Genomic DNA, 23,980 nt, shown 5'->3' on the forward strand with positions numbered 1-23,980 from the left:
CAGAACGTTGAAACACTGAAAATATTCTATCGAATAAAAACGGGCTGGTGCTCTTTTAGGGTGTGTTCTTTGCTAAAGACATAGTCATCATAATCGAACCCCTTAAGGTCTTCCAAGGTCTCTGCATTGGTATCGAGCACATACCGTACCATCGAACCTCTTGCCTTTTTGGCGAAAAAACTGATCACTTTTAATTTGTCATTTTTCCAGTCCTTAAAAATGGGCGTAATAACGGGCACTTTCAACTTCTTCTCATCAATGGCTCCGAAATATTCGTTACTGGCAAGATTGATGAAAAGTTCACCATCTTCAAGTTCTTCATTAAGGTGGTCGGTGAGTTGTTTTTGCCAGAATTCATAAAGGTTCTTTTTTCTACCTACTTTTAGCTGAGTGCCCATTTCGAGACGATAGGGTTGAATCAAATCAAGAGGTTTGAGCATACCATATAGCCCCGATAAAATTCTTAACGTGTCTTGCAATCTGTCCAATTGGTCTTCAGAAATTGTGAGGGCATCCAAACCTTGGTACACGTCACCGTTAAAAGCATACATGGCAGGTCGTGCATTATCGGGGGTAAAGGGCAGTGAAAAGTCTTGATTGCGCTGCCAGTTCAGCGTTGCCAAATTATCAGAGATAGACATCAATTTTGAAAGTGCCCTAGGTTTCTTTTTCGCCAGCAATTTGTTCAGCTTTTCTGACTGTTCCAAAAACCTTGGCTGGGTATATCTTGAGGTGGGCAATTGTGTTTCAAAATCAAGTGATTTTGCCGGGGAGATGACAATTTTCATGAGTGCTCAATTTTTTTCAAAAATAGTGATGATAATCTTTTTTGCCGAGCACAGCTCAAAAGTGTTTTCAATATTGACATCAAAAAAATTGATTTATGAGTTATGCTTGGCATAATTGCGCCACTTTTCTCTACAAGCTGTCATGTCTTTTGGCATTTCTGAATCAAAGCGAAGAAATTTTCCTGTTTCAGGATGCTGAAATCCCAGTGTTTTGGCATGCAATGCTTGTCTTGGCAGTATCTTAAAAGCATTCTCAACGAACTGTTTATACTTGGTAAATGTTGTACCCTTTAAGATTTTGTCTCCACCATAGCGTTCATCATTAAAAAGGGTATGCCCGATATGCTTCATATGTACTCGAATTTGGTGGGTACGGCCAGTTTCCAATTTACACGATACCAATGTCACATAACCAAATCGTTCAATTACTTTATAGTGGGTAACGGCCTCTTTGCCCTGCCCATCATCAGGAAAGACCATCATCTGTAAACGATTTTTCGGATTACGACCGATATTGCCCTCAATGGTGCCTTCATTCTCTTCAACATTTCCCCAAACAAGTGCCACATATTCCCTTTCACTGGTCTTTTCAAAAAACTGATTGGCAAGATGGGTCATCGCTGTCTCGGTCTTTGCAATTACCAATAGCCCAGAAGTATCTTTATCGATTCGGTGTACCAATCCAGGACGATCATTGCTATTCTTCGGCAGATTCTCAAAATGGTGCACAAGGGCATTGATCAAAGTACCTGAATAGTTGCCGTGCCCAGGATGCACGACCATGCCAGCTGGTTTGTTGACCACCAGTAAAAAACCATCTTCATAAACAACATCAAGGGGAATGTCTTCTGCAGTCAACAAAAACTCATAGGGTGGGTGCTCGAACATCACCTTGACCTCATCGCCCGACTTTACTTTATAGTTTTGCTTGACCGTTGCGCCGTTCACCCATATTTGTCCCTGCTTTGCGGCCTGTTGGATTTTGTTTCTAGTGGCATTTTCGATAAAATTCATTAAAAATTTATCGACCCGCAACGGTTCTTGGCCTTTAGCCGCCACAAACTTGTAGTGTTCAAAAAGCTCTTCTTGAGTGGTTTCTTCGTTGCCTGAATCCATTATTCATTAGATTCAGCTTGAATGCGGGCACTTTCAGGTATATTGCCATTACCACATATCAGTTCAATCTTTGATGTTTTGGGAAGCTTGTCACCCGGTTTTACATATTTGCCCTTATGCTTCATGTTGTACACCATGTCTTTGCCAAGTTCATCGATATAGGTTACGCGCTGTACATCAAGACCCACGGCCCTGAGCATCGATTTGGCATTGCGTTGGGTCACTTGAATTACATTGGGTATCGTAACTTTCTTGTACCCAGAAGGATTGACCGTGAAATAAATCTTACGATTTACCTTTACCTTATTGCCCGCTGGCGGGTCTTGCTCTAAAATGGAAAAACGAGGGTAGTCAGGATCATAATTTGTAGAGTCGAGCACTTCATAACGAAGTCCGGCCCCTTCCGCGACCTTGCGCATCTCCATTACCGACATTTTTGAGAAATCAGGTACCTCAACGAATTCGCCATGATGGGTCGTGCTCTTGAGCCAACTGAGCACCAAGAAGCAAAGCGCCACCAAGACTGCCAACGCCAACCCTATCTGAATCAAAAAAATACGGCTTCGTAAAAACTCAAAAAAATGCCTCATCAATTCGGTATTGTTCGAACAAATATAGAAAAACAGTGCTTTTTTCTTTACTTTGGCCGTGTGATATTTGGGGAATGAAAAAAAAGAACATCGCCATCATTATGGGTGGCTATTCAAGCGAATACAACATTTCGATAAAAAGCGGAAATGTGGTGTTCAAACATCTTGATGCAGAAAAATACAATACGTTCCGCCTTGTCATAACCAAAGAAAAGTGGGTCTACCTTGATGAGGCTGAAAACGAATACCCGGTCGATAAATCCGATTTTAGCATAGCTCCCGCTGGTGCAAAAATACATTTCGATTGTGTCTTCAATGCCATTCACGGTACCCCTGGAGAAGATGGTTTAATGCAGGCCTATTTTGAACTGTTGGGCATTCCACAAACATCGTGCAATCACTACCAGGCCGCATTGACCTTCAACAAGCGCGATCTTTTGAGTACCTTGAAACCACACGGTATCAAATGTGCCGCTTCGTACTTGCTTGATTTGGGTGATGCCATTGATGAAAATGCCATTGTCAAAAGGGTCGGCCTACCTTGTTTTGTGAAGGCAAATAAGGCAGGAAGCAGCTATGGTATCTCAAAGGTTTACAAAAAAGAAGATTTGCACGAAGCCATTAAAAAAGCTTTTGAGGAAGATGATGAAATCATTATTGAAACTTTCTTGGATGGCGTTGAGGTATCGGTCGGGGTCATTACCTACAATGGGCAAGTCACGGTACTGCCCATTACCGAAATCGTAAGTGAAAACGACTTCTTTGATTTTGCTGCCAAATATGAAGGCAAGTCGCAAGAAATCACCCCGGCCAGAATATCAAAACAGAAAGAGCTTAAGGTCATGGCCATTGCCAAGAAGGTGTATGAGCTATTAAAATTGAATGGATTTTCACGCAGTGAGTACATCTTTGTCGATGACGAACCATATTTACTTGAGGTCAACACCACTCCAGGTCTTACCGAAGAGAGCATATTGCCCAAACAGGCGAATGAAGCCGGTATCTCGCTGACAGAACTCTTTGAGAGCAGTATAGAGGAAGTCTTGAAACAATAGATTTATCAGTATCTTTAAAAAAACCTAAAACGTTTTATGAGAAGAGCCATTTTTCCAGGGTCATTCGATCCAATAACGCTAGGGCACTATGACATTATAAAGCGCGGCATCACCCTATTCGATGAGCTCATTATTGCCATTGGGATCAATACTGACAAAAAGTATATGTTCTCTCTCGATGAGCGTAAAAAATTCATTGAAGACGCGTTTGCCGATGAGGCTTTTATCAAGGTGATGACCTACGAAGGGCTGACGGTAGATTTTTGTAAAAAGGTAGAGGCCGATTTTATTTTGCGGGGTTTACGAAATCCGGCTGACTTTGAATTTGAAAAGGCAATTGCCCATACCAACCGCAAACTTTCAGAGATAGAAACAGTTTTCTTGCTCACTTCGTCAGGTAAGTCATATATCAGTTCATCGATTGTTCGCGATGTCATACGCAATGGGGGCGATTATACCGGATTGGTGCCCCATACAGTAGTAACAAAGCGGTAAACTCTTCATGTACTTCTAGGTTTTCCAGTTCTTCTGACTTGCATTTTCTGACAGATTTTTATGGCCAAAAAGTCGCAAAAATCCAATAATACCACAATTTTAGGGTGATTCACAACATTAAACACCTCTCGTAGTCCATATAATTATAGATTAGTAAGAAAATTCCTAGTAATTGAAAAGCACAAAGTCTTTTACCAGTAGTTATCTAATCAAACAATTGCCCAGTGCGACAGCTTATCTAAACATCGATTTAGAGCTTGTTCATGCCTCTGACAATTGGATAGAAGCCTTTGGTCTCACAAAAAAGAATGTGTTTGGCAAAAACATTTACGAGCTTCTTGAACATGCTGATGAAGATTGGTTGAAAAGTTTAAACGAAAGCCTTCTCGGATATCACCAAAAAGGCCTGACCAGTTTTGTCAACAATGACGGATTTGAAAAGTGGTTCGAGTGGATGCATCTTCCTTGGTATGATGAACACGAAAACATCATCGGTACCATTATGCAGGTAGATGATATAAGTGAATCGTATGGCGACCAACTTGAAATCGAACGTTTGCAATCATTACTGCAATCACAATCAGAAATCGCCAAGGTAGGTAACTGGGAGTTCAATCTCATTACCAAGAAGTTAAGCTGGTGCCAGATGACCAAAAAAATACATGAGGTACCCGAAGACTTTGTGCCCTCTATTGAAACCGGCATCGATTTTTATAAACAGGGCCATAGTAGAAATACCATCTCAATGTTGGTGCACAAAGCTATAGCAGATGGCACCCCCTTTAGTGAAAAATTACAGATAGTTACCGCCAAGAACAATGAGAAATGGGTTTTGGCAGCAGGAAAAGTCGTTTCAAAAGAAGGCAAATTCATACGTCTTGTCGGTACTTTTCAAGACATAGATGAACAAGTCAAATCTGAGATAAAGACCAAGGAAAATCAGAAGTTGCTCAATACCTTGCTCGACAGTCTGCCCATGAACGTCTATGTAAAAGACAAAGAATCAAGAAAAATTCTTGTGAACCAGTCAGAATGCGAGTATTTGGGGGTAAGGGACAAAAAAGAACTTATTGGAAAAAGCGATTTCGAACTATACGGTAAGTCTATCGCCAGAATTTCCAGGGACGAAGATGTCGAGGTAATGAAAACCCTGACACCGATTATTGGCAAAGAAACCATAAGTGTCAAAAAAGATGGCACGTCAACCACTTTTCTTACTTCAAAAATTCCTCTTTTAGACATGGACGGCAATGCCAACGGCGTCATTGGACTGAGCATGGACATCACTCAATTGAAGGAAAAGGAAAATGAACTGAGAAACCTCATCAACGTCACCGCGATACAGAATAAAAAACTGATAAGCTTTGCCCATATCGTATCGCACAACCTAAGGTCTCATACTGCGAATTTTTCGATGCTGTTGAATTTTCTGGTAAAGGAAAAAGATGCGAAAGAAAAAAAGCGAATTATGAATATGTTGACGCATGCTTCTGACAATCTTATGAGAACACTAGAAGATCTGAACGAGGTTGTCAGCATCAATACCAATGTCAATGTTGAACGAAAATCACTAAACCTGAACAAAAAATTGACAAAAATTCAACAAAACCTTTCCGCTTTGCTAGATGAGCACAGGGTAGTGATTGTGAATGAAATTCCTGATACGTTCTCTGTTTGGTCTGTGCCGGCCTACCTTGAGAGTATCTTATTGAACCTCATTACCAATGCGGTAAAATATAGGCATCCAGAAAGAGACCCCATTATACACTTTAGGGCATTTAACAAAGGGGGCTTTACCATTTTTTCAATTGAAGACAACGGAATGGGCATTGACATGGCCAAAAATGGTGAAAAGCTGTTTGGCATGTACAAGACCTTTCATAACAACGAAGATTCACGGGGAATGGGCCTGTACATCACAAAAAACCAAGTTGAGGCCATGGGGGGCAGTATAAAGGCAAGCAGTAAATTGAACAAGGGCACAACCTTTAATGTTTATTTCAAGAATGAAGAAAATCGATAGTATCTATATCGTTGATGATGATCCCATAACCGTTTTTGGTATTTCAAAGATGTTGGGCATAGTGGTCGAATGTAATGACATTACAACCTTCAATAATGGAAAAGAGGCATTGGATGATTTCATAAAGCGATGGGATTCGAACAAGAAATTGCCCGATGTTATTTTCTTGGATATCAATATGCCCATAATGGACGGTTGGGGATTTTTAGACGAATTCTTGAAATTGGAGGTTTCTAAGAAAATTAGAATCAATATCATAACCTCTTCCATCGATCCCGTTGATTACGAAAAATGGCTGCGCTACAAACAGACCACCCATCACTTCATAGACTATAAGAATAAGCCTGTTTTCAAAATAGAGGAACAGGACATCGATCATATCGACATGGCCTCATAGCCATTTTATTGCCTATTTTTATACTTTATCAAACAGCTGTAAGATGAAGTATGTCAGCATTCTCGTAATTTTTGTGCTGATAGGCTGTCAGAAAAAACCAGAAGATACCGTTCACGAATACATTACCCCTTTCGAGACTTCTGATAGCCTTGAGACCGCTACCTATCAAGAGACCATTGATTTTTACATCGAATTGGCAAAAGATTTTCCCGAAATCAATGTACAGAATATCGGTGAAACCGATAGTGGCCACCCGCTGCACATGGTGACATACAATGTCGATAGTGATTTCAACTTTCAAAAGGTAGGTCAGAAAAAAGTTGCCGTGCTCATAAACAATGGTATTCATCCTGGTGAAAGCGACGGTATTGATGCAACGATGCTTTTGTTCAGAGATTTGGCCATTGACAAAATTGAAAGTCCAGAAAATGTGGTGGTAGTTACCATCCCCATCTACAATGTGGGCGGGGCGCTGAATCGAAATTCGACCTCAAGGGTCAACCAAAATGGTCCAGAATCTTATGGTTTTCGTGGAAATGCACGCAATTATGACCTCAACCGTGATTTTATCAAGGTAGACACAAAAAATGCAAAGACCTTCACAGAAATATTTCATTTGGTCAAACCTGATGTATTTATCGACAACCATGTAAGCAATGGGGCTGATTACCAATATACCCTGACCCATCTGTTCACGCAGCACAATAAAATGGGTGGAGCTCTGCGCACATATCTACATGAGGTATTGGTGCCCGGACTTGAAAATAAATTAGCAGACAAAAATTGGGATATTACCCCTTACGTCAATGTTTTCAACAGAGTCCCTGAATCAGGTTTCAGTCAATTTTTGGATACTCCCCGATATTCGACAGGTTACACCTCTCTTTGGAATACCCTTGGCATGATGGTGGAGACCCACATGCTGAAACCCTATGAAAAAAGGGTCAAAGGCACCTATGAATTGATGAAAAGCATGTTACAAATTGTGGATGCCGATCATGAAGAAATCAAAAAACTTCGAAACGAGATGGCAACAAAAGTCGAAGATGTCGAGCATTACCATCTAAATTGGAAAATCGATACGACAAAGTCCTCAATATTGGATTTTAAAGGATATGGGGCAGATACGCTGATAAGCGAAATCACGGGAATGGATCGTCTAAAATATGACCGAAATAGGCCTTTTGTAAAAAAGGTCGAATACCAAAATTATTATGTGCCCGCTGATACTGTTGTGGTTCCGTTCGCGTACATCATCAAAAAACCATGGAAAGAAATCATCGATAGACTGGATTGGAACCAAATCGAATATTTTGAATTGGAAAAGGACACGGTTTTGGAAGTGGAAACATACCGAATCGAAGACTACAAGACACTTACCTATGCCTATGAGGGACACTACCCCCATTATAGTACCAAGGTTGGTTCAAGTTTACAAAAAGTGGTTTTCAACAAAGGTGATTATGTGGTACCAACCAACCAAACTGGATTACGCTATCTAATGGAAACCCTTGAACCCCAAGCCCCTGATTCTTTTTTCAACTGGAACTTTTTTGATGCCATTTTGCAGCAAAAAGAAGGTTTTTCTCCTTATGTCTTTGAAGATTTGGCCCTTGCTTTGCTCAAAAAGGATGAAAGATTACGAACCCTCTTCTTAACGAAAAAGATAAATGACACCACCTTTGCCAAAGATTGGTATGCCCAGCTTGACTGGATTTATAAGCGTTCTCCCCACTATGAGCGGGCGCATTTGAGATATCCCGTTTATCGGGTACCCAAAGACAGTAGGGCTTCCGATTTTTTTATCCGGTAATGGTCAGATGCCGCTTTCAAAAAGCTCCCTGATATTCTGATAAGAGTTTTTGAGCGCTTTTTTTGTTTTTTTGGGGCCTTTCCATTTTGCCTTGGTGATACCTTCTGCTTTTTCCGCTTTAAGCTTACCTTCAAAATCGGTGCGCATGGCAAACCAGTAGGTCTGCTTTAACCTAAAGTTGCCGTTGTGTTTGAAGATGTGATAGGTCGTGTGCAGGTATTTATCGACGACCAGATTTTTTACCCCGGTCTCTTCTTCTACCTCCCTTACCGCAGCGTTTTCGATAGACTCGCCCTTGTCAAGTTTTCCTTTGGGCAAATCCCATTTATTGTTTCGGTATATAAAGAGAATCTTGCCTTTTTTGTTTTTCACCACTCCACCTGCGGCAAGTACCATGGGTATTTTGGCACTGAAATGCTCTAAAATGGTATCGCTGGGGTCGTAGATATAGGCTTCTTTTATTTTCTTCTTTGATAGGGATTCGATGGCTTTCAGAATAGAATCCGCATCCATTTCGAAAAGAATTCCATTAGCGTTGTGGGGCTTTTTGGTTGTCAATATCAAAGGAAATTCATTGACAAAAACTTTATACATTTGCGCAATGGTTTTAGACAAGCACAGCGCTACAAAAACGGCCGAACTTTTGCTACAAATTAATGCAATTAAGTTGAGACCCGAAAATCCGTTTACTTGGGCTTCGGGCTGGAAATCTCCAATCTATTGTGACAATCGTGTCATTCTTTCCTATCCTCTAATACGAAATTATGTGCGTGACGAGATGGCAAAACAGGTCGAATCCCTATATGGTAAACCTGATGTCATTGCGGGGGTAGCCACAGGGGCCATCGGAATTGGCGTACTGGTCGCAGAGGCCCTGAACCTACCCTTTGTCTATGTAAGGCCAACACCTAAATCGCATGGTCGTCAAAACCAGATCGAAGGCCATTTAGAAGCTAATCAAAGGGTTGTGGTGATCGAAGATCTCATAAGTACCGGCAACAGTAGTCTAAATGCCGTCAGGGCACTTAAAGAAGCTAATGTGGATGTCAAGGGTATGGTGGCGATTTTCACGTATGGTTTTGATCAGGCCACAGAAAACTTCAAAAAAGACAAAGTTCAATTGCATACCTTGTCCGATTACGACAATTTGATAAACAGTGCCTCTGAAGCCAACTACATCAAAGAAGAACAACTACTAACTTTATTGCAATGGAGAACAGATCCTGCGCAATGGAAACCTTAGCATATGCATATCGAAGTACCAAAAAAAACAATTGAAAAAAGTAATCAAGAGGTATTTGAATTTCTGGTAGAGGTCAAGAATTTTGAATCGTTGATGCCAGAAAACATAGATAAATTCGAGGTCATCGACCATGACACCTTTAAGTTTGCCCTTAAGGGGATGCCCGAAATCGTACTTCGTATGAAAGAGAAACAGCCTCATGACAAAGTGGTGTTGGGGGCTGCCAGCGACAAGCTTCCATTCACGTTGACCGCTGATATTCTTTCCGTTGACGACCAAAATAGTGAGATCGTCCTTAGTTTTTCAGGTGAATTCAATGCTATGATGGCTATGATGATCAAGGGGCCCATCACCAACCTCATGAACACCCTATCTGAAAACCTGCAAAAAATCTAGTATAGCAAACTCACTTCTTTGAGTGCAAATTCTTGTATCCGCAAGTCTTCAATCTCGACCTGTAGTTTCCCATCTGCCGAAACGCCCCTAATGATACCCACAAATTGACGATTGTAAGCATCGGCAAAAGTCGAAGGCTTATCTTTTCTGAACAAAACGGCCTCGTAAGATTTACGTATCCCTTGGTTTGATATGGTATCCATCCATTTAAAACGCAGGGATAAATTTTTGAGCAATAAGTGGAGCAACTCATGCAAATCATAACTGATTCCCGTTATTCTTTTGAGGGACGATGCCTTCGGAAGACCATCAAATTCAGTTTGGTTGCTATTGAGCCCTACACCGATTATAGAGTATTCTGTCATGCCGCCTTTCAAGATGTTTTCGATCAAAACACCACAGATTTTCGCCTGACCTGACAGAATGTCGTTAGGCCATTTCACTGCAAGATCGGGAACCGAAAGTTCCTGTAACGTATCAAAAATCGCCAATGACACCACCATATTGATAGTGAAGTTGTTTTGGGCAAGCTGTTTATCGAAAATTTTCAACATGCTGAAAGTCAGATTCTTACCAGCTTCTGATTGCCAAAAAGAGCCCATTTGGCCCCTACCCCTTTGCTGATTTTCGGCAATAACCACGGTAAAATCTTGAAGCTTTTTTTGCGTTACAAGATCCTTAAGGTACAAGCTAGTTGAGTCGGTGGCATCAAGTTTGATTATCTGCATGTGTTCTCGAGGTGTTTGAGGTATCGAATGATATGTTAAATCCTAAGACTAAGAAAGCAAAAAAAGCATAACTTTGTGGAAACTAAAATTATTGAATGCAGAAAAAGAAAGCTAGTGCAGATGAGCTCATTGCCTTAATTTTACATGGAATAGAAGAAGTAAAGGGACTTGATATAAATCTACTTGATCTTAGGGAAATTGAAAACACTGTTTGCGACTACTTTATAATCTGTAACGGTACTTCAAACACACACGTTAACGCCATCGTTTCGTCTATTCAAAAAACCGTAAGCAAATCATCAAAAGATAAACCTTGGCACATTGAAGGCGCTGAAAACGCCGAATGGGTATTGATGGACTATGTAAATGTAGTGGTACATGTATTTCAAAGACATATTAGGGAGTTCTATGATATCGAAGGTCTTTGGGGCGATGCAAAAGTAACCGTGGTCGAGAGCAGTTATAATCAATAGCGAAATGTCAAAAGAAAACAATCAAAATACACCCAAAAAACCCAGATTCAGCTCATGGTGGATCTATGGGGTAATCATTGCTCTTGTTCTGGGCTTTCAATTTTTTGGTGGCAGTACTTTCTCGACCACTAAAAAAACGACCACTTCAGAACTTCAAGAATATCTTCGCAATGGCGATATTGCAAAGATTGTCATCATTCGCAATGCCGGTCAGGCCAAAGTCTTCTTGACCGAAGAAGCACTGCAGAAAGATGTACACAAAGATGTGGCCGATAAGCCTTTATTGCCCTCAACAGCGGCTGTTCCACAATATGTTCTTGACTATGGTGATCTACAGAACTTTGAGAACGATATCAATGAAATCAAAAAAGAGAACAACCTTGACACCATAGTCGATTTTGATACCGAATCGAACATATTGGGCGATTTGATATTGTCATTATTGCCCTTTGCCCTCATTATAGGCATATGGATATATTTGATGAGGAGGATGTCGAGTGGTGCCGGAGGTGGTGCTGGCGGGCAAATTTTCAACATAGGAAAGTCTCGGGCCAAGCTTTTTGATGAAAAAACCGATACCCGAACCTCCTTTAAGGATGTTGCAGGTCTTGAAGGTGCCAAAGAAGAGGTTCAAGAGATCGTCGAGTTTCTTAAAAATCCTGATAAGTATACCTCGCTTGGGGGTAAAATTCCGAAAGGGGCTTTATTGGTAGGCCCCCCTGGTACAGGAAAGACCCTTTTGGCCAAGGCCGTTGCAGGTGAGGCCAAAGTTCCCTTCTTTTCACTTTCAGGCTCTGATTTTGTAGAAATGTTCGTGGGCGTCGGTGCTTCTAGGGTACGTGATCTCTTCAAACAAGCCAAGGACAAATCACCTTCGATAATCTTCATCGATGAAATTGATGCCATCGGCCGGGCCAGGGGCAAGAACAATTTCACTGGATCTAATGATGAACGCGAGAATACGCTAAACCAATTATTGACCGAAATGGATGGTTTTGGCACCAATACCAACGTAATCGTATTGGCGGCCACCAACCGTGCCGATGTATTGGACAAAGCATTAATGCGTGCCGGTAGATTTGACCGACAGATATATGTTGACCTTCCTGACCTACGTGAGCGCAAAGAAATTTTTGAAGTACACTTAAGGCCCATCAAAACGGCCGAAACACTCGATTTAGACTTTTTGGCCAAGCAAACCCCAGGGTTTTCAGGAGCCGACATTGCCAATGTCTGTAATGAAGCAGCGCTGATTGCGGCAAGAAAAGAGAAAAAAGCGGTTACCAAACAAGATTTTTTGGATGCCGTTGACAGAATTGTGGGCGGTCTTGAGAAAAAGAACAAGATCATCACCCCAGAAGAGAAGAAGACCATTGCCTATCACGAAGCAGGCCATGCTACCGTCAGTTGGATGTTGGAGCATGCCGCACCGTTGGTCAAAGTGACCATAGTGCCAAGGGGCCAATCTTTGGGGGCGGCATGGTACCTTCCAGAAGAACGGCTGATCGTGCGCCCTGAACAAATGCTTGATGAAATGTGTGCCACTATGGGTGGCAGGGCAGCTGAAAAGGTAGTCTTTGGCAAGATTTCGACCGGCGCCCTAAGCGATCTCGAAAAGGTAACAAAACAAGCACGGGCCATGGTCACTATTTATGGATTGAACGATCAACTGGGCAATATCACCTACTATGATTCATCTGGGCAAAACGAATATGGCTTCACAAAACCCTATAGTGAAGAGACCGCCCAGAAAATAGATGAGGAAATATCAAAAATCATAGAGAAACAATATCAGCGGGCCATCAAGTTGCTTGAAGAGAACAAAGACAAACTGACCGAATTGGCCGATAGACTTCTTGACAAAGAAGTAATCTTCAAAGATGACCTCGAGAAAATCTTTGGCAAGCGGCCCTTTGAAAAAGAAGATGAATCACAACCGACTGCTGTTAATGGATACGAAACCAATCCGAAAGCTACTGAAAACGAAACGGGCAAAACCCAAAGCAAAGTAGAAGAGTAACCGTACCTGTCGATGGGCGTATTTGGAAAATTATTCGGAGGAGGAAAAAAGGTTCCCAAAGAAACTGTGGAAACAAGGGGGGAACATATGCCAGATCTGAAAATTCCCGTCGATGAAAAATTTACCATTTATTTCAAGAAAAACGGCGGTAAGTTCATCTATTGTGAACATTTTGATGAGGTTTCCGAGACATTACAGAACATTATCTCAGAGAACAACTGGCAACACCATCTCTTTTACTGTATGGACTCTCGCCTTGCAGACCGATTCTCCTCCGAAAAAATCACCTTCACCCATAAACGAAACGAAAGCGAGATTTTCTTTACCACTTGTGAACACTTAATTGCCCAGAATGGTTCCATTTTGGTCTGTTCGAATCAAATAAAGGGAAAAAAGTTGAACGAACTGCCCTCTAACCTGATTGTCTTTGCCACTACAAGCCAATTGGTCGATTCTATAAGCGAAGCCCTAAAGACCATCAAGGAAAAATATGGAAAAAACATTCCTGATAACATCACCACCCTAAAGCATTTTGAGCCTACTGCCGAAAACCAAAATGATTTTCTTTCGTATGGCAGTGCATCAAAAAATGTCTACCTTTTGCTGCTAGAAGACTATTGATTCGATGAAGGAAATATTCAGGCGCGCCACTACCGGGGTGCTTTATGTCATATTACTGCTTTCTGCGGTTTTTTTGAGTTCAGATGCTTTTGATTTTTTGTTCATGGTCTTTGGGCTGGCCTGTCTCTATGAGTTCAAAAAACTGGTAAGAATTAGGGGCTATTATATCTTTGTTGCCTATCTGGCCCTTTGGTGGGCATTCATCTATTTGGTCAGGGACAAGATGGCCATTAATGTGCTCATGTTTTTGACGATTTCAATCAATATATCCCTACTTTTCTATCTTTTTTCAAAGCGTACCAAACCGTTTTCAGCTGCACAGAAATTTATCACTGGGCTTTTATATATAGGGGGAGGGTGCATTTTTCTTACCATGATTCCCTACAAGGATGACGAATTTGCCAAATACCTTATCATGGGCATCTTCATCTTGATATGGGTAAATGATTCATTTGCCTACCTGGTCGGGAAAAGTATCGGACGAACCAAACCATTTCCATCAATTTCTCCAAAAAAAACGCTTGAAGGTTATTTGGGAGGTCTTATTTTTGCATTGGTGGCAGCTTATTTTTTGGCACGATATGAGCCCATATTAAATCCCACGCAGTGGATGGTCTTGGCAATCATCATTGTCATTACCGGTAATCTTGGTGATTTGCTTGAATCAAAATTCAAGCGCATGGCCGGGGTAAAAGATAGCGGAGCCATAATGCCAGGCCATGGTGGAATGTTGGATCGATTGGACAGCCTCATATTTGCTGCACCGTTTGCCTATTTGGCACTTAATATTTTTTCATATGTTTCATAGAGAAGGTCAAAAGATCATTCTTACAGCATTTTTTTTGGCAGTGGCCATTATCATTGCCGCACAGTATTTTCTGGAAATTGACTGGGTGAGATGGTTGGTTCAGATTGGGGCGTTGGTCATATTGGTTCTCATTCTGCAATTTTTCAGAAACCCGAAACGATTGGTTACCCCAAATTTCGATGAAGTGCTAGCGCCCGTTGATGGTAAGGTGGTTATCATCGATGAGGTTGAAGAACCTGAGTATTTTATGGATAGGCGCAAGCAGGTCTCAATATTCATGTCGCCTTTGAATGTGCACGTGACCCGATACCCGGTCAGTGGTACCATTACCTATTCAAAATACCACCCCGGCAAGTATTTGGTGGCCTGGCACCCCAAATCAAGTACCAAGAACGAAAGAACGACCATAGTCGTACACACCCCAAAATTCGGCCAGATCATGTACCGACAAATTGCAGGGGCCGTGGCCCGCAGAATTGTCAACTATGCCGAAGAGGGGGAGCAAGTCACCCAAGGCACCGATGCGGGTTTTATCAAATTCGGGTCGCGGGTCGATTTATTTCTACCTTTAGATTGTACCATCAATGTCAAATTGAACCAAAAGGTAGTCGGAGCAAAAACCTGTATTGCCTCTTTGCCCAAACAAAATGATTAGTGAAAAGCTACAAAAGAGATTCGATGAAGCGGTAGCGTACGTTAATAGTTTTACCGAACCATTGCCTGCCGATACCCTATTGAAATTGTACGCATATTATAAAATAGCCAATAAGAATTATGACAACCCGGGCAGTAAGACCCCATTGATCAACGCCTTCAAGGCAAATGCATTGATTCAGGCCAAAAACATCACCATCGAACAAGCGATGAAAAAGTATATCAAACTGGTCAACGACGAAATCAAAAAGGCTAAGTAGCCAAATTCGGTTTTGTAGAGTTGCCCCGTTCGATGAAAGTAAAGTAGACTCCCCCAAAAATAGTGGTCAAAAAGTAGAATGCCACCCAGTAGCTTCCGGTGGCAAAGTAAGCATTCATTCCGAACCAGTCGCCGGTCATATAAATCAAGACAAGCCCTGCGATGCCCCTTAACAATTCTATCCATACCGCGTAAATTTTGCGGTCCATCAGGGTGGTATATCCATAAATGCCCACAAAAACAAAGGCCCCGAAGAGCAACAAGCCATCAAAACCAATCTCTGAATAGTTGTAAAACATAAAGAGCATCAATCCAGTATTCAACAATAATTGACAAATGGAATAGCCTTTCAACGCATTCGAGGCCGATGGTTTGTATTTTTCAAAGTTGTACACATTTTCGATTTTCGAAATCGGATACTTCGCTGCCACATCAACGGGTCGCCAGCCAGTGGGCATGAACCAGATACGCAGCTTGTCCCACCAACTTTTGGTACGCCACGCATCTTTTATCAAACGCCAAACGTGCTGAAAATTAATCAAGATCGGATTCCATGTGGCTGCAGGTTTCAAGACACCATATTGCGGGGGCACATCGTCCAGTTCTTTTTGAAAAGTACCGAACATCCTATCCCAAATACAAAGTATCTGCCCCAAGTTCTTATCGATATACTCAGGGTTGATCGCGTGATGTACCCGATGCTGCGATGGTGTCACTATGATATACTCTAACCAACCCATCTTACCGATGTGCTGGGTATGGTACCAAAATTGGGCAAATAAGTGAATAGGGGCCAAAATGGCAATCACTTCATTCGGAACGCCCAAAACCGCAGCAGGTATCAACAGTAGCGCAAAATAACCTATCACATTTGAAATGGACTGTCGTAGGGCACAGGCCAAATTGAACTCTTCACTGCTATGGTGAATGACATGCTGGTTCCAAAAAATATTTACATGGTGGCTCAGGCGATGGTTCCAATATCCGGCAAAGTCAATGGTGATAAAAGCTGCCAACCACACCAACCAGGTACTCTTCAGTTCAACAACGGCCAAATTCTCGACCAAAAAAGGATAGCTGACCAAGACCAGGACCAGACCAAGGGAGTCTTTGATAATGTTTGTAAGGCCTGAGCTGAGACTGCTGACCGTATCCATTACATTATGTTTTTGATTTTTTACGAAATACCCATATAAAATCTCGATCAATACCAAGACCACAAAGAACGGAATGGCATACAACAGGGCTGCGGCATAGGTTTCCATGGCTTAAAGATAAAAATCTTTGAGGTCATTGGCATCGGTAAGATCGGGCAATCGTTCTGACCTGGAATAACATATGAGACTCTTTGAGTGTCTCGCAACGACATTGCGAACGGCTTCTGGCAGCTCTTTTTCGCCCCTATCAGGATTGATTGGGCAATGCACTAGAAACGGATAAATTTCGGCACCTGAAAAACTGAATATGTTCATGCTGATTCGCAGCTCCCCGAAAACATCAAGATATTTATCCATTTCCTTAAGGCTCGGTTTCTCAACTATTTGTTTGAGAAACCCATCTGGGGAGATGGCCATGACGGCATATTTTGCAAGGCGTTCTTTAGCAAAGCCAAGTCCTGAGCCACTATACCCGATGGTGGCGTGCGGTACACTTCTTTTTTTTCGCAGTATATGCAGTGCCTCTGTCGAATACAAGTTATCACCGTTACATACCGTGAAAGATGATTCTTGAAGTTTTGGGTGTTGGTCTAAGCATTGCAATAGTGCATCGGCAGTGCCCAATGGTTTCTCTCGCCCTTTTGGAATGTGCTGTATGGCAAAACGAACATTCAATTGTGGGATTTCATTTTCTGCCAAAAACTGCTTAAAACCCTCATTTTCTTTTGCAGTTATCAAATAGACATTGGAATAACCCGCCTTTGCAGCGTTTTTGAAGAGGTAATACAATAGCGGTTTTCCGCTTTTTCCCAAGGGAATAAGGCTTTTGTGCAGTTTCAGTGCCGCATTTTTTACCAAATCGTCCAATTCGGCAGTTTCTAGACTTCTTTTCATCCGCGAGGAAGCCCCGCCCGCCATAATGACCAAACTGTCATTTGTCATCATATTTTTGTCAGTTTTGTTTCATATGTCGCCAAGGCACCTGCTGCCAAAAAAGCATCGATCACCTTTTGTTCGTCTTTCTTTTCAGCGATGGCCACCATACAGCCACCACCCCCCGAACCGATGGTTTTGGCTCCCAACGCCCCAGCCTTTCTGGCTGCATCCATCATTCTGGCCATTTCTGGCGGTGTATTTTTGATCTTGTCATGGAGAATGTCTTGATGTGCGTTCATCAATTCTCCTAACAACCCTATATCGACCGTGTCTTTTTTCAGCTCTTCTTTTGCTTTCAATGTGATCACATAGTTATGCACGGCCGCATACCAATATGGCCGGTACTCTTTTGGAACAGCGCCGACATATCGTTCGTAATCTGCTTCTACGGCATTCTTCATCATAAATTCAGGAAACGCTTCTTGCACGGTTGCAATGGCTCTTTGCCCATAGACCCTACCATTGTTCAATACCTCGAGTGTTTCTTTTGAAATTCCTGATTCGGCCACGATCACGGCACCAAGGTTATTGTTCAAGGGTGTGCTTTGACCTGTTTGGGTATCGATAAAGAGCAACCCGCCCTGGGCAATGGTATATTGATCCATCAAGCCTCCCGGTTGGTTGAAATATAGAACTTCTGCCTCATAGGCCCACTGCCCAATCTGTGCGTCACTGACCCGAACAGGTTCATTCTGTATAGATAGTAGAAAGCGTAGCCAAGCCACCACAAGGGCCGAAGAACTGGATAGGCCGGCATTGATGGGAATGTTCCCCGAAATCTCAATATCATGGCCCATATCGAATTGGAAGCCTTTTTGCTTCAATACGGCCATCACCGAACGAAAATAATCGTTGGGTTTGATCTTGTTTAAATCATCATCCAAAGAAACAATCAGCCGTTTTCCTGTATCAAGAAGCTGTATGTCAAAAATCTCTCTTTGGTTTGGATTGGCCTTAAGACAGATGAACCTGTCTATTGTGCCCGCAATGACCGGAAGCCCTAAATAATCTTGATGATCCCCAAAGAAACAGATCCTGGCAGGCACTTTTATCGAAACCATCGATCAGGGAATTAGTTCGAGGGGTTTGGTATTCTTCCATTCCCCGCGGGTAAAATCAGGAAACGGTTGTGGTGCCCCACCACTGGCCACCGAGCGTTCGCTCAGAGGTGCCACGGCGCTCCAGAAACAGCCTTCATAAACGTTTTGATCAAGGGGTAGTCCCTTTTGCAAACATTCGACGATACGATACACCATAATGCCATCCATACCCCCATGGCCGCTATCTTTGGCCGTTTCATTCAGCCTTTTGTACAAAGCATGGTCATACTTTTCATATAGCGCCTGCAATTGTCCGCCCTGTACCCATGAATGATGATCTTCGGTCAAGCCTTCAACGCCCCCTTCAAGGGCCACACGGGTAGGAAAACCCGCCAATGCTCCTTTCGTTCCTTGTATAAGGTTCAGGCGTGTGTACGGACGCGGACTTGTTTCATCCCACTGCACCAAAATAGTACGTCCCAAGGCGGTCTTGATAATAGAGGTGTTCATGTCACCCCCTTTATAAGCGAGTTGGTTCCACTGATGGTCTGACGAATAGTTCTTCTCGGCATAGGCTTTTCTTCCCAGAGCAGGAGTAGAATAGGAAACTAAAGTGCCAAAAGTATCTTCTCCCCTACCCAAATTCATGTATTGGGCCACTGGACCCAGTCCATGGGTCGGGTAGAGATTTCCATTTCGTTTTACATAATGGTGGGTACGCCAAGAACCCGTTCCTCTTTCTACCTCGTTCATTTGCCCCCGCAACTCATGAATATAGGCGGCTTCGGCATGTAGCAAATCTCCGATGACCCCTTGTCGGCACATATTGAGGAACATCAGCTCGTCACGGCCATAGTTGACATTTTCCATCATCATGCAGTGCTTCTGGGTGCGCTCAGCGGTATCGACAATGTCCCACATTTCTTGCAGTGTGACCGCGATCGGAACTTCGACAAAGGCATGTGCCCCCCGGTTCATCACCTCGATGGCCATCGGCGCATGGTTGTGCCAGTTGGTAGCGATAAAGACCACATCGGGCCGTACCTCTCTTAACATCAAGCGCCACTTGTCTTCACCACCATAGTATTCGGCAATATTTTGGTGTCGTTCTGTACCGGCAACCTCTTTGACCCATTGCACCTTTTGTTTGACCAGATCTTCATATAAATCGCTAATGGCAACGACCTCGGTGTTGGGCAGTGCCGCCAAGAATTTTAAATGTGTACCGCCACGCGCACCAACCCCAATAAAAGCCGCACGGACGGTCGCTAACTTTGGAGCGGCAAATCCACCCATATATTCAGTATTCTGAGGTCTTTCAGAATGCCCAAGCATATATTCTGGGAATAACGACCAAGAGCCAAGAGCCGCCGTGGACAGGGTTGTCTTCTTAAGAAAATTTCTTCGGTCAAGTTTTGCCATCAGTCCAAATGTTTTTTAAAGAATTTCATTGTTCTATCCCAAGCCAATTCAGCAGCTTCTTTATTATAGCGCGGGGTGGATGTATTATGAAAACCATGGTTCACATCAGGGTACATGAACGCTTGGTATGCCTTGCCATGCTTTTTTAAGGCCTCTTCATAAGCAGGCCAACCGGCATTGACCCGTTCATCCAATCCGGCAAACTGAAGCATTAAAGGTGCATTGATCTTATCAATATTTTCTTTGGGCTGCCCACCATAAAAAGGAACAGCAGCAGCCAAATCCGGCACTTTTACCGCCATCATATTGGAAATCCACCCCCCAAAGCAAAATCCGACCACACCAACTTTGCCCGAACAGTTTGGGTGGTTTTTTAAATACTCAAAAGCAGCGATGAAATCCTCCAACATTTTGTGGCGGTCACGTTTGCGCTGCATCGTTCGGCCTTCATCGTCATTGCCAGGATAGCCTCCCAAAGGGTGCAAAGCATCAGGGGCCAGGGTAATAAAGCCTGCCAGGGCAGCCCGTCTGGCCGTATCTTCAATATAGGGGTTCAATCCTCGATTTTCATGTACGACCACGATGCCCCCTAGTTTTCCATCAAAGTTTTTGGGTTTGGAAAGTAAACCTTTGATTTCTCCACCCCCTTTAGGTGAATTGTAAAAAATGTAATCAGAATCTAAATCAGGACTATTGGGATCGACTAACAGTGTATCCTCATAATTCGGCATCATAAAGCTCATTAACGAAGCCACAGTTATTCCACCAACGGCGTAGACAGACAACTTTTCAATAAATTGTCGGCGTTTCAGTTTATTATGTGCATAATCGTCATAGAGATCAAACACTTCTTGTTTGATATCCTCCTTTTTTAACTTTTTCATTTTCAAGGATTAAAGTTTCTTTAAAATACATTTTCTTCACCGACAGCGAGTCCAATATTGCCCCCTGCCCCAAAAAGCACATAAATGTTCTCTGAGAGTCTCTCAGAAGTAATGGTAACCGAAGACCAATCACGTTGGGCATTGAGAAGCGTTGCAAACAAAAGAACAACAACGAGTAGGGTCTTTTGCATTTCCATGATCTTTGTCTGACTAAAGTACGGAAATGTGGGTTTTGTTCACTCTAAACTCGCCAAACTCTTTTCCAAGGTCTCGATCTTGGCCTCGGCATCAGCTGCCTTTTTACGTTCGAGTTCGACCACTTTAGGTGGAGCGTTGTTCACAAATCGTTCGTTCGAAAGCTTTTTTTGAACCGACTGCAAGAAGCCCCGGGTGTAGTTCAGCTCTTCATTGATTTTTTTAACCTCAGCCTCGATATCAACTGCTCCGTCCATCGGAATGAAATATTCATTGCTCTTCACCCGAAAACTCAAAGCACCTTCAACCGTTTCATTCACCGTGTTGATTTCTGAAATATTGCCCAGTTTTTTGACGATGGCATCCATTTTTGAACTGATGCCCTCTACATTCAATTCCATAAGCTGTAATGCCTCTTTCTGGGGAATATTCTTTTCTTTTCTGATAGTTCTTATCCCCGAAATAACTGCTGAAGCAAAATCAAAGGTTTTGATTATTTTTTCATCAATTGATGCTGTCTTTGGCCAATCGGCAATACAGAGTGCATTTTCAGGTGTTCTTTCTGAGATATGCTGCCATACCTCCTCGGTCAAGAAAGGCATAAATGGATGCAACAGCTTTAGGTTTTCTTCAAATAGGCGAATGACCGTTTCATATGTTTTTCTGTCTATGGGCTGCTGATATGCAGGTTTCACAATCTCGAGGAGCCATGAACAAAAATCGTCCCAGACCAGTTTATAGATGGCCATCAGGGCATCTGAAATACGGTATTTGCCAAAATGACCTTCAATTTCTGCCAAGACTTGGTTGAACCGGGCGGTGTACCAATCAACACCTATTTTGGCAGCTTCGGGTTGATCGATATTGGCAATTTCCCAACCCTTGACCAAGCGAAAGGCGTTCCAAATCTTGTTGGCAAAGTTTGCCCCCTGTTGGCAAAGGGCCTCATCGAACATTAGATCGTTTCCAGCAGCAGAACTAAGCAATAATCCTACCCGAACGCCATCTGCACCATAATCCGCTATCAATTTTAAGGCATCGGGCGAATTGCCCAATTGTTTCGACATTTTACGCCGTTGCTTGTCGCGCACCAATCCGGTAAGATATACACTGTCAAACGGTCGCTCGTCGCGAAATTCATACCCCGCCACTATCATACGTGCCACCCAGAAAAATAGAATGTCGGGAGCGGTCACCAAATCATTGGTCGGATAGTAATACTTCACTTCTTCGTTGTCGGGATCTAAAATGCCGCCGAACACACTGATGGGCCATAACCATGAAGAGAACCATGTATCCAAAACATCAGGGTCTTGGCGTAGCGTCGAGGCGTCGATGTTTGAATTTTTGGTCTTTGCCTTTTCTAAAGCCTCCTCCTTAGTTTCGGCCACCACAAAATCATTTTGCCCAGTACCGTAATAATAAGCAGGTATTTGCTGACCCCACCAAAGTTGACGGGAAATATTCCAATCGCGTATGTTCTCCATCCAATGACGGTAGATGTTTTCGAATTTCTTTGGAAAAAACTTTACTTCCCCACTCTTCAACACTGCCTCAATAGCGGGCTTTGCCAATTCTTCCATCTTTAAGAACCACTGCTCAGATAATCGCGGCTCGATGACAGCTTTGGTACGTTCAGATAGCCCAACTTTGTTGGTGTATTGCTCGGTTTTTACCAAATGTCCATTTTCCTCAAGTTCTTTGGCAATCTCTTTTCGAACCACAAAACGGTCTTTGCCTTCATAATGGAGGCCATAGCTGTTCAAGGAAGCATCCTCATTGAAAATATCGATAACTTCCAAGTTGTGCTTCTCTCCTAAACTTTTATCGTTCTCATCGTGTGCAGGGGTTACTTTTAAACATCCGGTACCAAACTCAACATCTACATATTCATCTTCAATTATGGGAATTACCCTATTGCAAATGGGCACAATGACCTTTTTCCCCTTCAGGTGATGGTATCTTTCGTCATCAGGATTGATACAAACCGCCGTATCGCCCAAAATGGTCTCAGGCCGTGTGGTGGCAATAGTCACTTTTTCATCAGAATCTTCCACGTCATAGGCCAAATAGTACAACAGCCCTTGTTTTTCCTCATAAACGACCTCTTCATCAGATAGGGTGGTCTTGGCTTCGGGATCCCAGTTTACCATACGATACCCACGGTAAATCAGCCCTTTTTGGTACAAATCGACAAAAACCTTGATGACTGAGGCTGACATATCGTCATCCATGGTGAATTTAGTTCGCTTCCAATCACAAGAACAACCCAGTCTCTTCAATTGTTCTAAAATGACGCCCCCGTATTTATCGGTCCACTCCCAGGCATGTTTCAAAAAGTCTTCCCTAGAAATGTTGGCCTTTGAGATGCCCTCTTCTTTCAGTTTTGCCACCACTTTGGCTTCAGTGGCTATGGAAGCATGGTCCATGCCGGGCACCCAACAGGCATTTTTGCCCTGTAAACGCGCCCTGCGAATCAAAACGTCTTGCAGGGTATTGTTGAGCATATGGCCCATGTGCAGCACACCGGTTACGTTGGGTGGCGGAATTACGATGGTATAAGGCTCTCTACCATCAGGTTTCGAGCTAAAAAAGTCGTGTTCCAACCAATAGGCATACCAATGCTCTTCTACCCTATTGGGCTCATATTTTGATGCTATCTGCATAATTTCGGTACAGTTTTTGTCGAAAAAGAAAACGAATCGGTCATTTTGAGTGAAAAGCGATAAAACATGAAAACTGCGATTCTGTTGAAAAATGGCCAATCCACGAAATACGAAACAAAAATAAGTAACGTTATTACATAACAAAAGAATTTTGGATGCGGTTGTGAAAACAACTACTTTTGAAATTCACCCAAAACTAAA

General features: G+C 42.7%; 25 protein-coding genes. 13 read left to right on the forward strand and 12 right to left on the reverse strand.

Going from position 1 to position 23,980, the window contains the following annotated elements:
* Positions 1–26 precede the first annotated feature (26 nt).
* The 3 genes from yaaA to L0P89_RS02505 all read right to left on the reverse strand — a co-directional run bounded on the left by yaaA (position 27) and on the right by L0P89_RS02505 (position 2,494).
* Positions 27–788 carry a peroxide stress protein YaaA gene (gene yaaA, locus L0P89_RS02495; protein WP_235266825.1) on the reverse strand — a complete coding sequence of 254 codons (762 nt, stop codon included), beginning with the start codon at positions 786–788 and terminating at the stop codon, positions 27–29.
* 93 nt (positions 789–881) lie between these two features.
* Positions 882–1,904 (reverse strand): RluA family pseudouridine synthase, encoded by a 1,023-nt coding sequence (locus L0P89_RS02500; RefSeq protein ID WP_235266826.1) that lies wholly within the window; start codon positions 1,902–1,904, stop codon positions 882–884.
* On the reverse strand, positions 1,904–2,494 hold the full coding sequence (locus tag L0P89_RS02505) for a PASTA domain-containing protein (RefSeq protein WP_235266827.1): 591 nt from the start codon (positions 2,492–2,494) through the stop codon (positions 1,904–1,906). Before L0P89_RS02505 ends, L0P89_RS02500 begins: the two co-directional genes overlap by 1 nt.
* A gap of 74 nt (positions 2,495–2,568) precedes the next feature.
* Here L0P89_RS02505 and L0P89_RS02510 point away from each other — a divergent pair, with 74 nt between their 5' ends.
* The 5 genes from L0P89_RS02510 (at position 2,569) to L0P89_RS02530 (ending at position 8,277) form a co-directional block, all read left to right on the forward strand.
* Positions 2,569–3,549, forward strand: coding sequence for a D-alanine--D-alanine ligase (locus tag L0P89_RS02510; protein ID WP_235266828.1), 981 nt, complete (start codon positions 2,569–2,571; stop codon positions 3,547–3,549).
* A 36-nt stretch (positions 3,550–3,585) separates the two neighbouring features.
* Positions 3,586–4,044 carry a pantetheine-phosphate adenylyltransferase gene (gene coaD, locus L0P89_RS02515; RefSeq protein ID WP_235266829.1) on the forward strand — a complete coding sequence of 153 codons (459 nt, stop codon included), beginning with the start codon at positions 3,586–3,588 and terminating at the stop codon, positions 4,042–4,044.
* Between the two features lie 172 nt (positions 4,045–4,216).
* Positions 4,217–6,067, forward strand: coding sequence for a PAS domain-containing protein (locus L0P89_RS02520; RefSeq protein ID WP_235266830.1), 1,851 nt, complete (start codon positions 4,217–4,219; stop codon positions 6,065–6,067).
* Entirely contained in the window at positions 6,051–6,464 is a 414-nt protein-coding gene (locus L0P89_RS02525) for a two-component system response regulator (protein ID WP_235266831.1), read from the forward strand. Before L0P89_RS02520 ends, L0P89_RS02525 begins: the two co-directional genes overlap by 17 nt.
* A 43-nt stretch (positions 6,465–6,507) precedes the next feature.
* The gene (locus L0P89_RS02530; protein WP_235266832.1) at positions 6,508–8,277 is read left to right on the forward strand and encodes a M14 family metallopeptidase; all 1,770 of its coding nucleotides are present in this window, start codon (positions 6,508–6,510) and stop codon (positions 8,275–8,277) included.
* Between the two features lie 3 nt (positions 8,278–8,280).
* Here L0P89_RS02530 and L0P89_RS02535 read toward each other — a convergent pair whose 3' ends face one another.
* On the reverse strand, positions 8,281–8,871 hold the full coding sequence (locus L0P89_RS02535; protein ID WP_235266833.1) for an NUDIX hydrolase: 591 nt from the start codon (positions 8,869–8,871) through the stop codon (positions 8,281–8,283).
* 7 nt (positions 8,872–8,878) lie between these two features.
* Between L0P89_RS02535 and pyrE the strand changes: the two genes are divergently transcribed.
* Positions 8,879–9,520 (forward strand): orotate phosphoribosyltransferase, encoded by a 642-nt coding sequence (gene pyrE / locus L0P89_RS02540; RefSeq protein ID WP_235266834.1) that lies wholly within the window; start codon positions 8,879–8,881, stop codon positions 9,518–9,520.
* A 3-nt stretch (positions 9,521–9,523) separates the two neighbouring features.
* Positions 9,524–9,916, forward strand: coding sequence for an SRPBCC family protein (locus tag L0P89_RS02545; protein ID WP_235266835.1), 393 nt, complete (start codon positions 9,524–9,526; stop codon positions 9,914–9,916).
* Here the strand turns inward: L0P89_RS02545 and L0P89_RS02550 are convergent.
* Positions 9,913–10,644, reverse strand: coding sequence for a biotin--[acetyl-CoA-carboxylase] ligase (locus L0P89_RS02550; RefSeq protein WP_235266836.1), 732 nt, complete (start codon positions 10,642–10,644; stop codon positions 9,913–9,915). The genes L0P89_RS02545 and L0P89_RS02550 overlap by 4 nt on opposite strands.
* Positions 10,645–10,739: 95 nt before the next feature.
* On the opposite strand from L0P89_RS02550, the gene rsfS reads away from it, so the two are divergent.
* The 6 genes from rsfS to L0P89_RS02580 are packed head-to-tail and all read left to right on the forward strand — an operon-like array spanning position 10,740 to position 15,480.
* Positions 10,740–11,117 (forward strand): ribosome silencing factor, encoded by a 378-nt coding sequence (gene rsfS / locus L0P89_RS02555; protein ID WP_235266837.1) that lies wholly within the window; start codon positions 10,740–10,742, stop codon positions 11,115–11,117.
* A gap of 4 nt (positions 11,118–11,121) precedes the next feature.
* A complete protein-coding gene (gene ftsH / locus L0P89_RS02560) occupies positions 11,122–13,137 on the forward strand; it encodes an ATP-dependent zinc metalloprotease FtsH (protein WP_235266838.1) in 2,016 nt (671 codons plus the stop codon).
* Positions 13,138–13,149: 12 nt separating this feature from the next.
* Complete coding sequence (locus L0P89_RS02565) at positions 13,150–13,758, forward strand: LUD domain-containing protein (RefSeq protein WP_235266839.1); 609 nt, start codon at positions 13,150–13,152, stop codon at positions 13,756–13,758.
* A gap of 4 nt (positions 13,759–13,762) precedes the next feature.
* Positions 13,763–14,566 (forward strand): phosphatidate cytidylyltransferase, encoded by an 804-nt coding sequence (locus L0P89_RS02570; protein WP_235266840.1) that lies wholly within the window; start codon positions 13,763–13,765, stop codon positions 14,564–14,566.
* Entirely contained in the window at positions 14,556–15,221 is a 666-nt protein-coding gene (locus L0P89_RS02575) for a phosphatidylserine decarboxylase family protein (RefSeq protein ID WP_235266841.1), read from the forward strand. The genes L0P89_RS02570 and L0P89_RS02575 overlap by 11 nt, the downstream gene beginning before the upstream one ends.
* Positions 15,214–15,480: an acyl-CoA-binding protein gene (locus L0P89_RS02580; RefSeq protein WP_235266842.1), complete on the forward strand. Its 267-nt coding sequence runs from the start codon at positions 15,214–15,216 to the stop codon at positions 15,478–15,480. Before L0P89_RS02575 ends, L0P89_RS02580 begins: the two co-directional genes overlap by 8 nt.
* On the opposite strand, the gene L0P89_RS02585 is transcribed toward L0P89_RS02580, so the two are convergent.
* Genes L0P89_RS02585 through L0P89_RS02615 form a run of 7 tightly spaced genes read right to left on the reverse strand, consistent with a single transcriptional unit; the run spans position 15,473 to position 23,779 of the window.
* Positions 15,473–16,744 carry a sterol desaturase family protein gene (locus tag L0P89_RS02585; RefSeq protein WP_235266843.1) on the reverse strand — a complete coding sequence of 424 codons (1,272 nt, stop codon included), beginning with the start codon at positions 16,742–16,744 and terminating at the stop codon, positions 15,473–15,475. The two genes, L0P89_RS02580 and L0P89_RS02585, sit on opposite strands and share 8 nt — an antisense overlap.
* Before the next feature lie 3 nt (positions 16,745–16,747).
* Positions 16,748–17,581 (reverse strand): sugar phosphate nucleotidyltransferase, encoded by an 834-nt coding sequence (locus L0P89_RS02590; protein ID WP_235266844.1) that lies wholly within the window; start codon positions 17,579–17,581, stop codon positions 16,748–16,750.
* Complete coding sequence (locus L0P89_RS02595) at positions 17,578–18,633, reverse strand: GHMP kinase (RefSeq protein WP_235266845.1); 1,056 nt, start codon at positions 18,631–18,633, stop codon at positions 17,578–17,580. Before L0P89_RS02595 ends, L0P89_RS02590 begins: the two co-directional genes overlap by 4 nt.
* A gap of 3 nt (positions 18,634–18,636) precedes the next feature.
* A complete protein-coding gene (locus tag L0P89_RS02600) occupies positions 18,637–20,034 on the reverse strand; it encodes a Gfo/Idh/MocA family protein (protein WP_235266846.1) in 1,398 nt (465 codons plus the stop codon).
* Positions 20,034–20,918 (reverse strand): dienelactone hydrolase family protein, encoded by an 885-nt coding sequence (locus L0P89_RS02605; protein ID WP_235266847.1) that lies wholly within the window; start codon positions 20,916–20,918, stop codon positions 20,034–20,036. The genes L0P89_RS02600 and L0P89_RS02605 overlap by 1 nt, the downstream gene beginning before the upstream one ends.
* 20 nt (positions 20,919–20,938) lie before the next feature.
* Positions 20,939–21,109: a hypothetical protein gene (locus L0P89_RS02610; protein WP_235266848.1), complete on the reverse strand. Its 171-nt coding sequence runs from the start codon at positions 21,107–21,109 to the stop codon at positions 20,939–20,941.
* 45 nt (positions 21,110–21,154) lie between these two features.
* A complete protein-coding gene (locus L0P89_RS02615; RefSeq protein WP_235266849.1) occupies positions 21,155–23,779 on the reverse strand; it encodes a valine--tRNA ligase in 2,625 nt (874 codons plus the stop codon).
* Positions 23,780–23,980: the final 201 nt, after the last annotated feature.

The organism is Muricauda sp. SCSIO 65647 (assembly GCF_021534965.1).
Taxonomy (GTDB): Bacteria; Bacteroidota; Bacteroidia; order Flavobacteriales; family Flavobacteriaceae; genus Flagellimonas_A.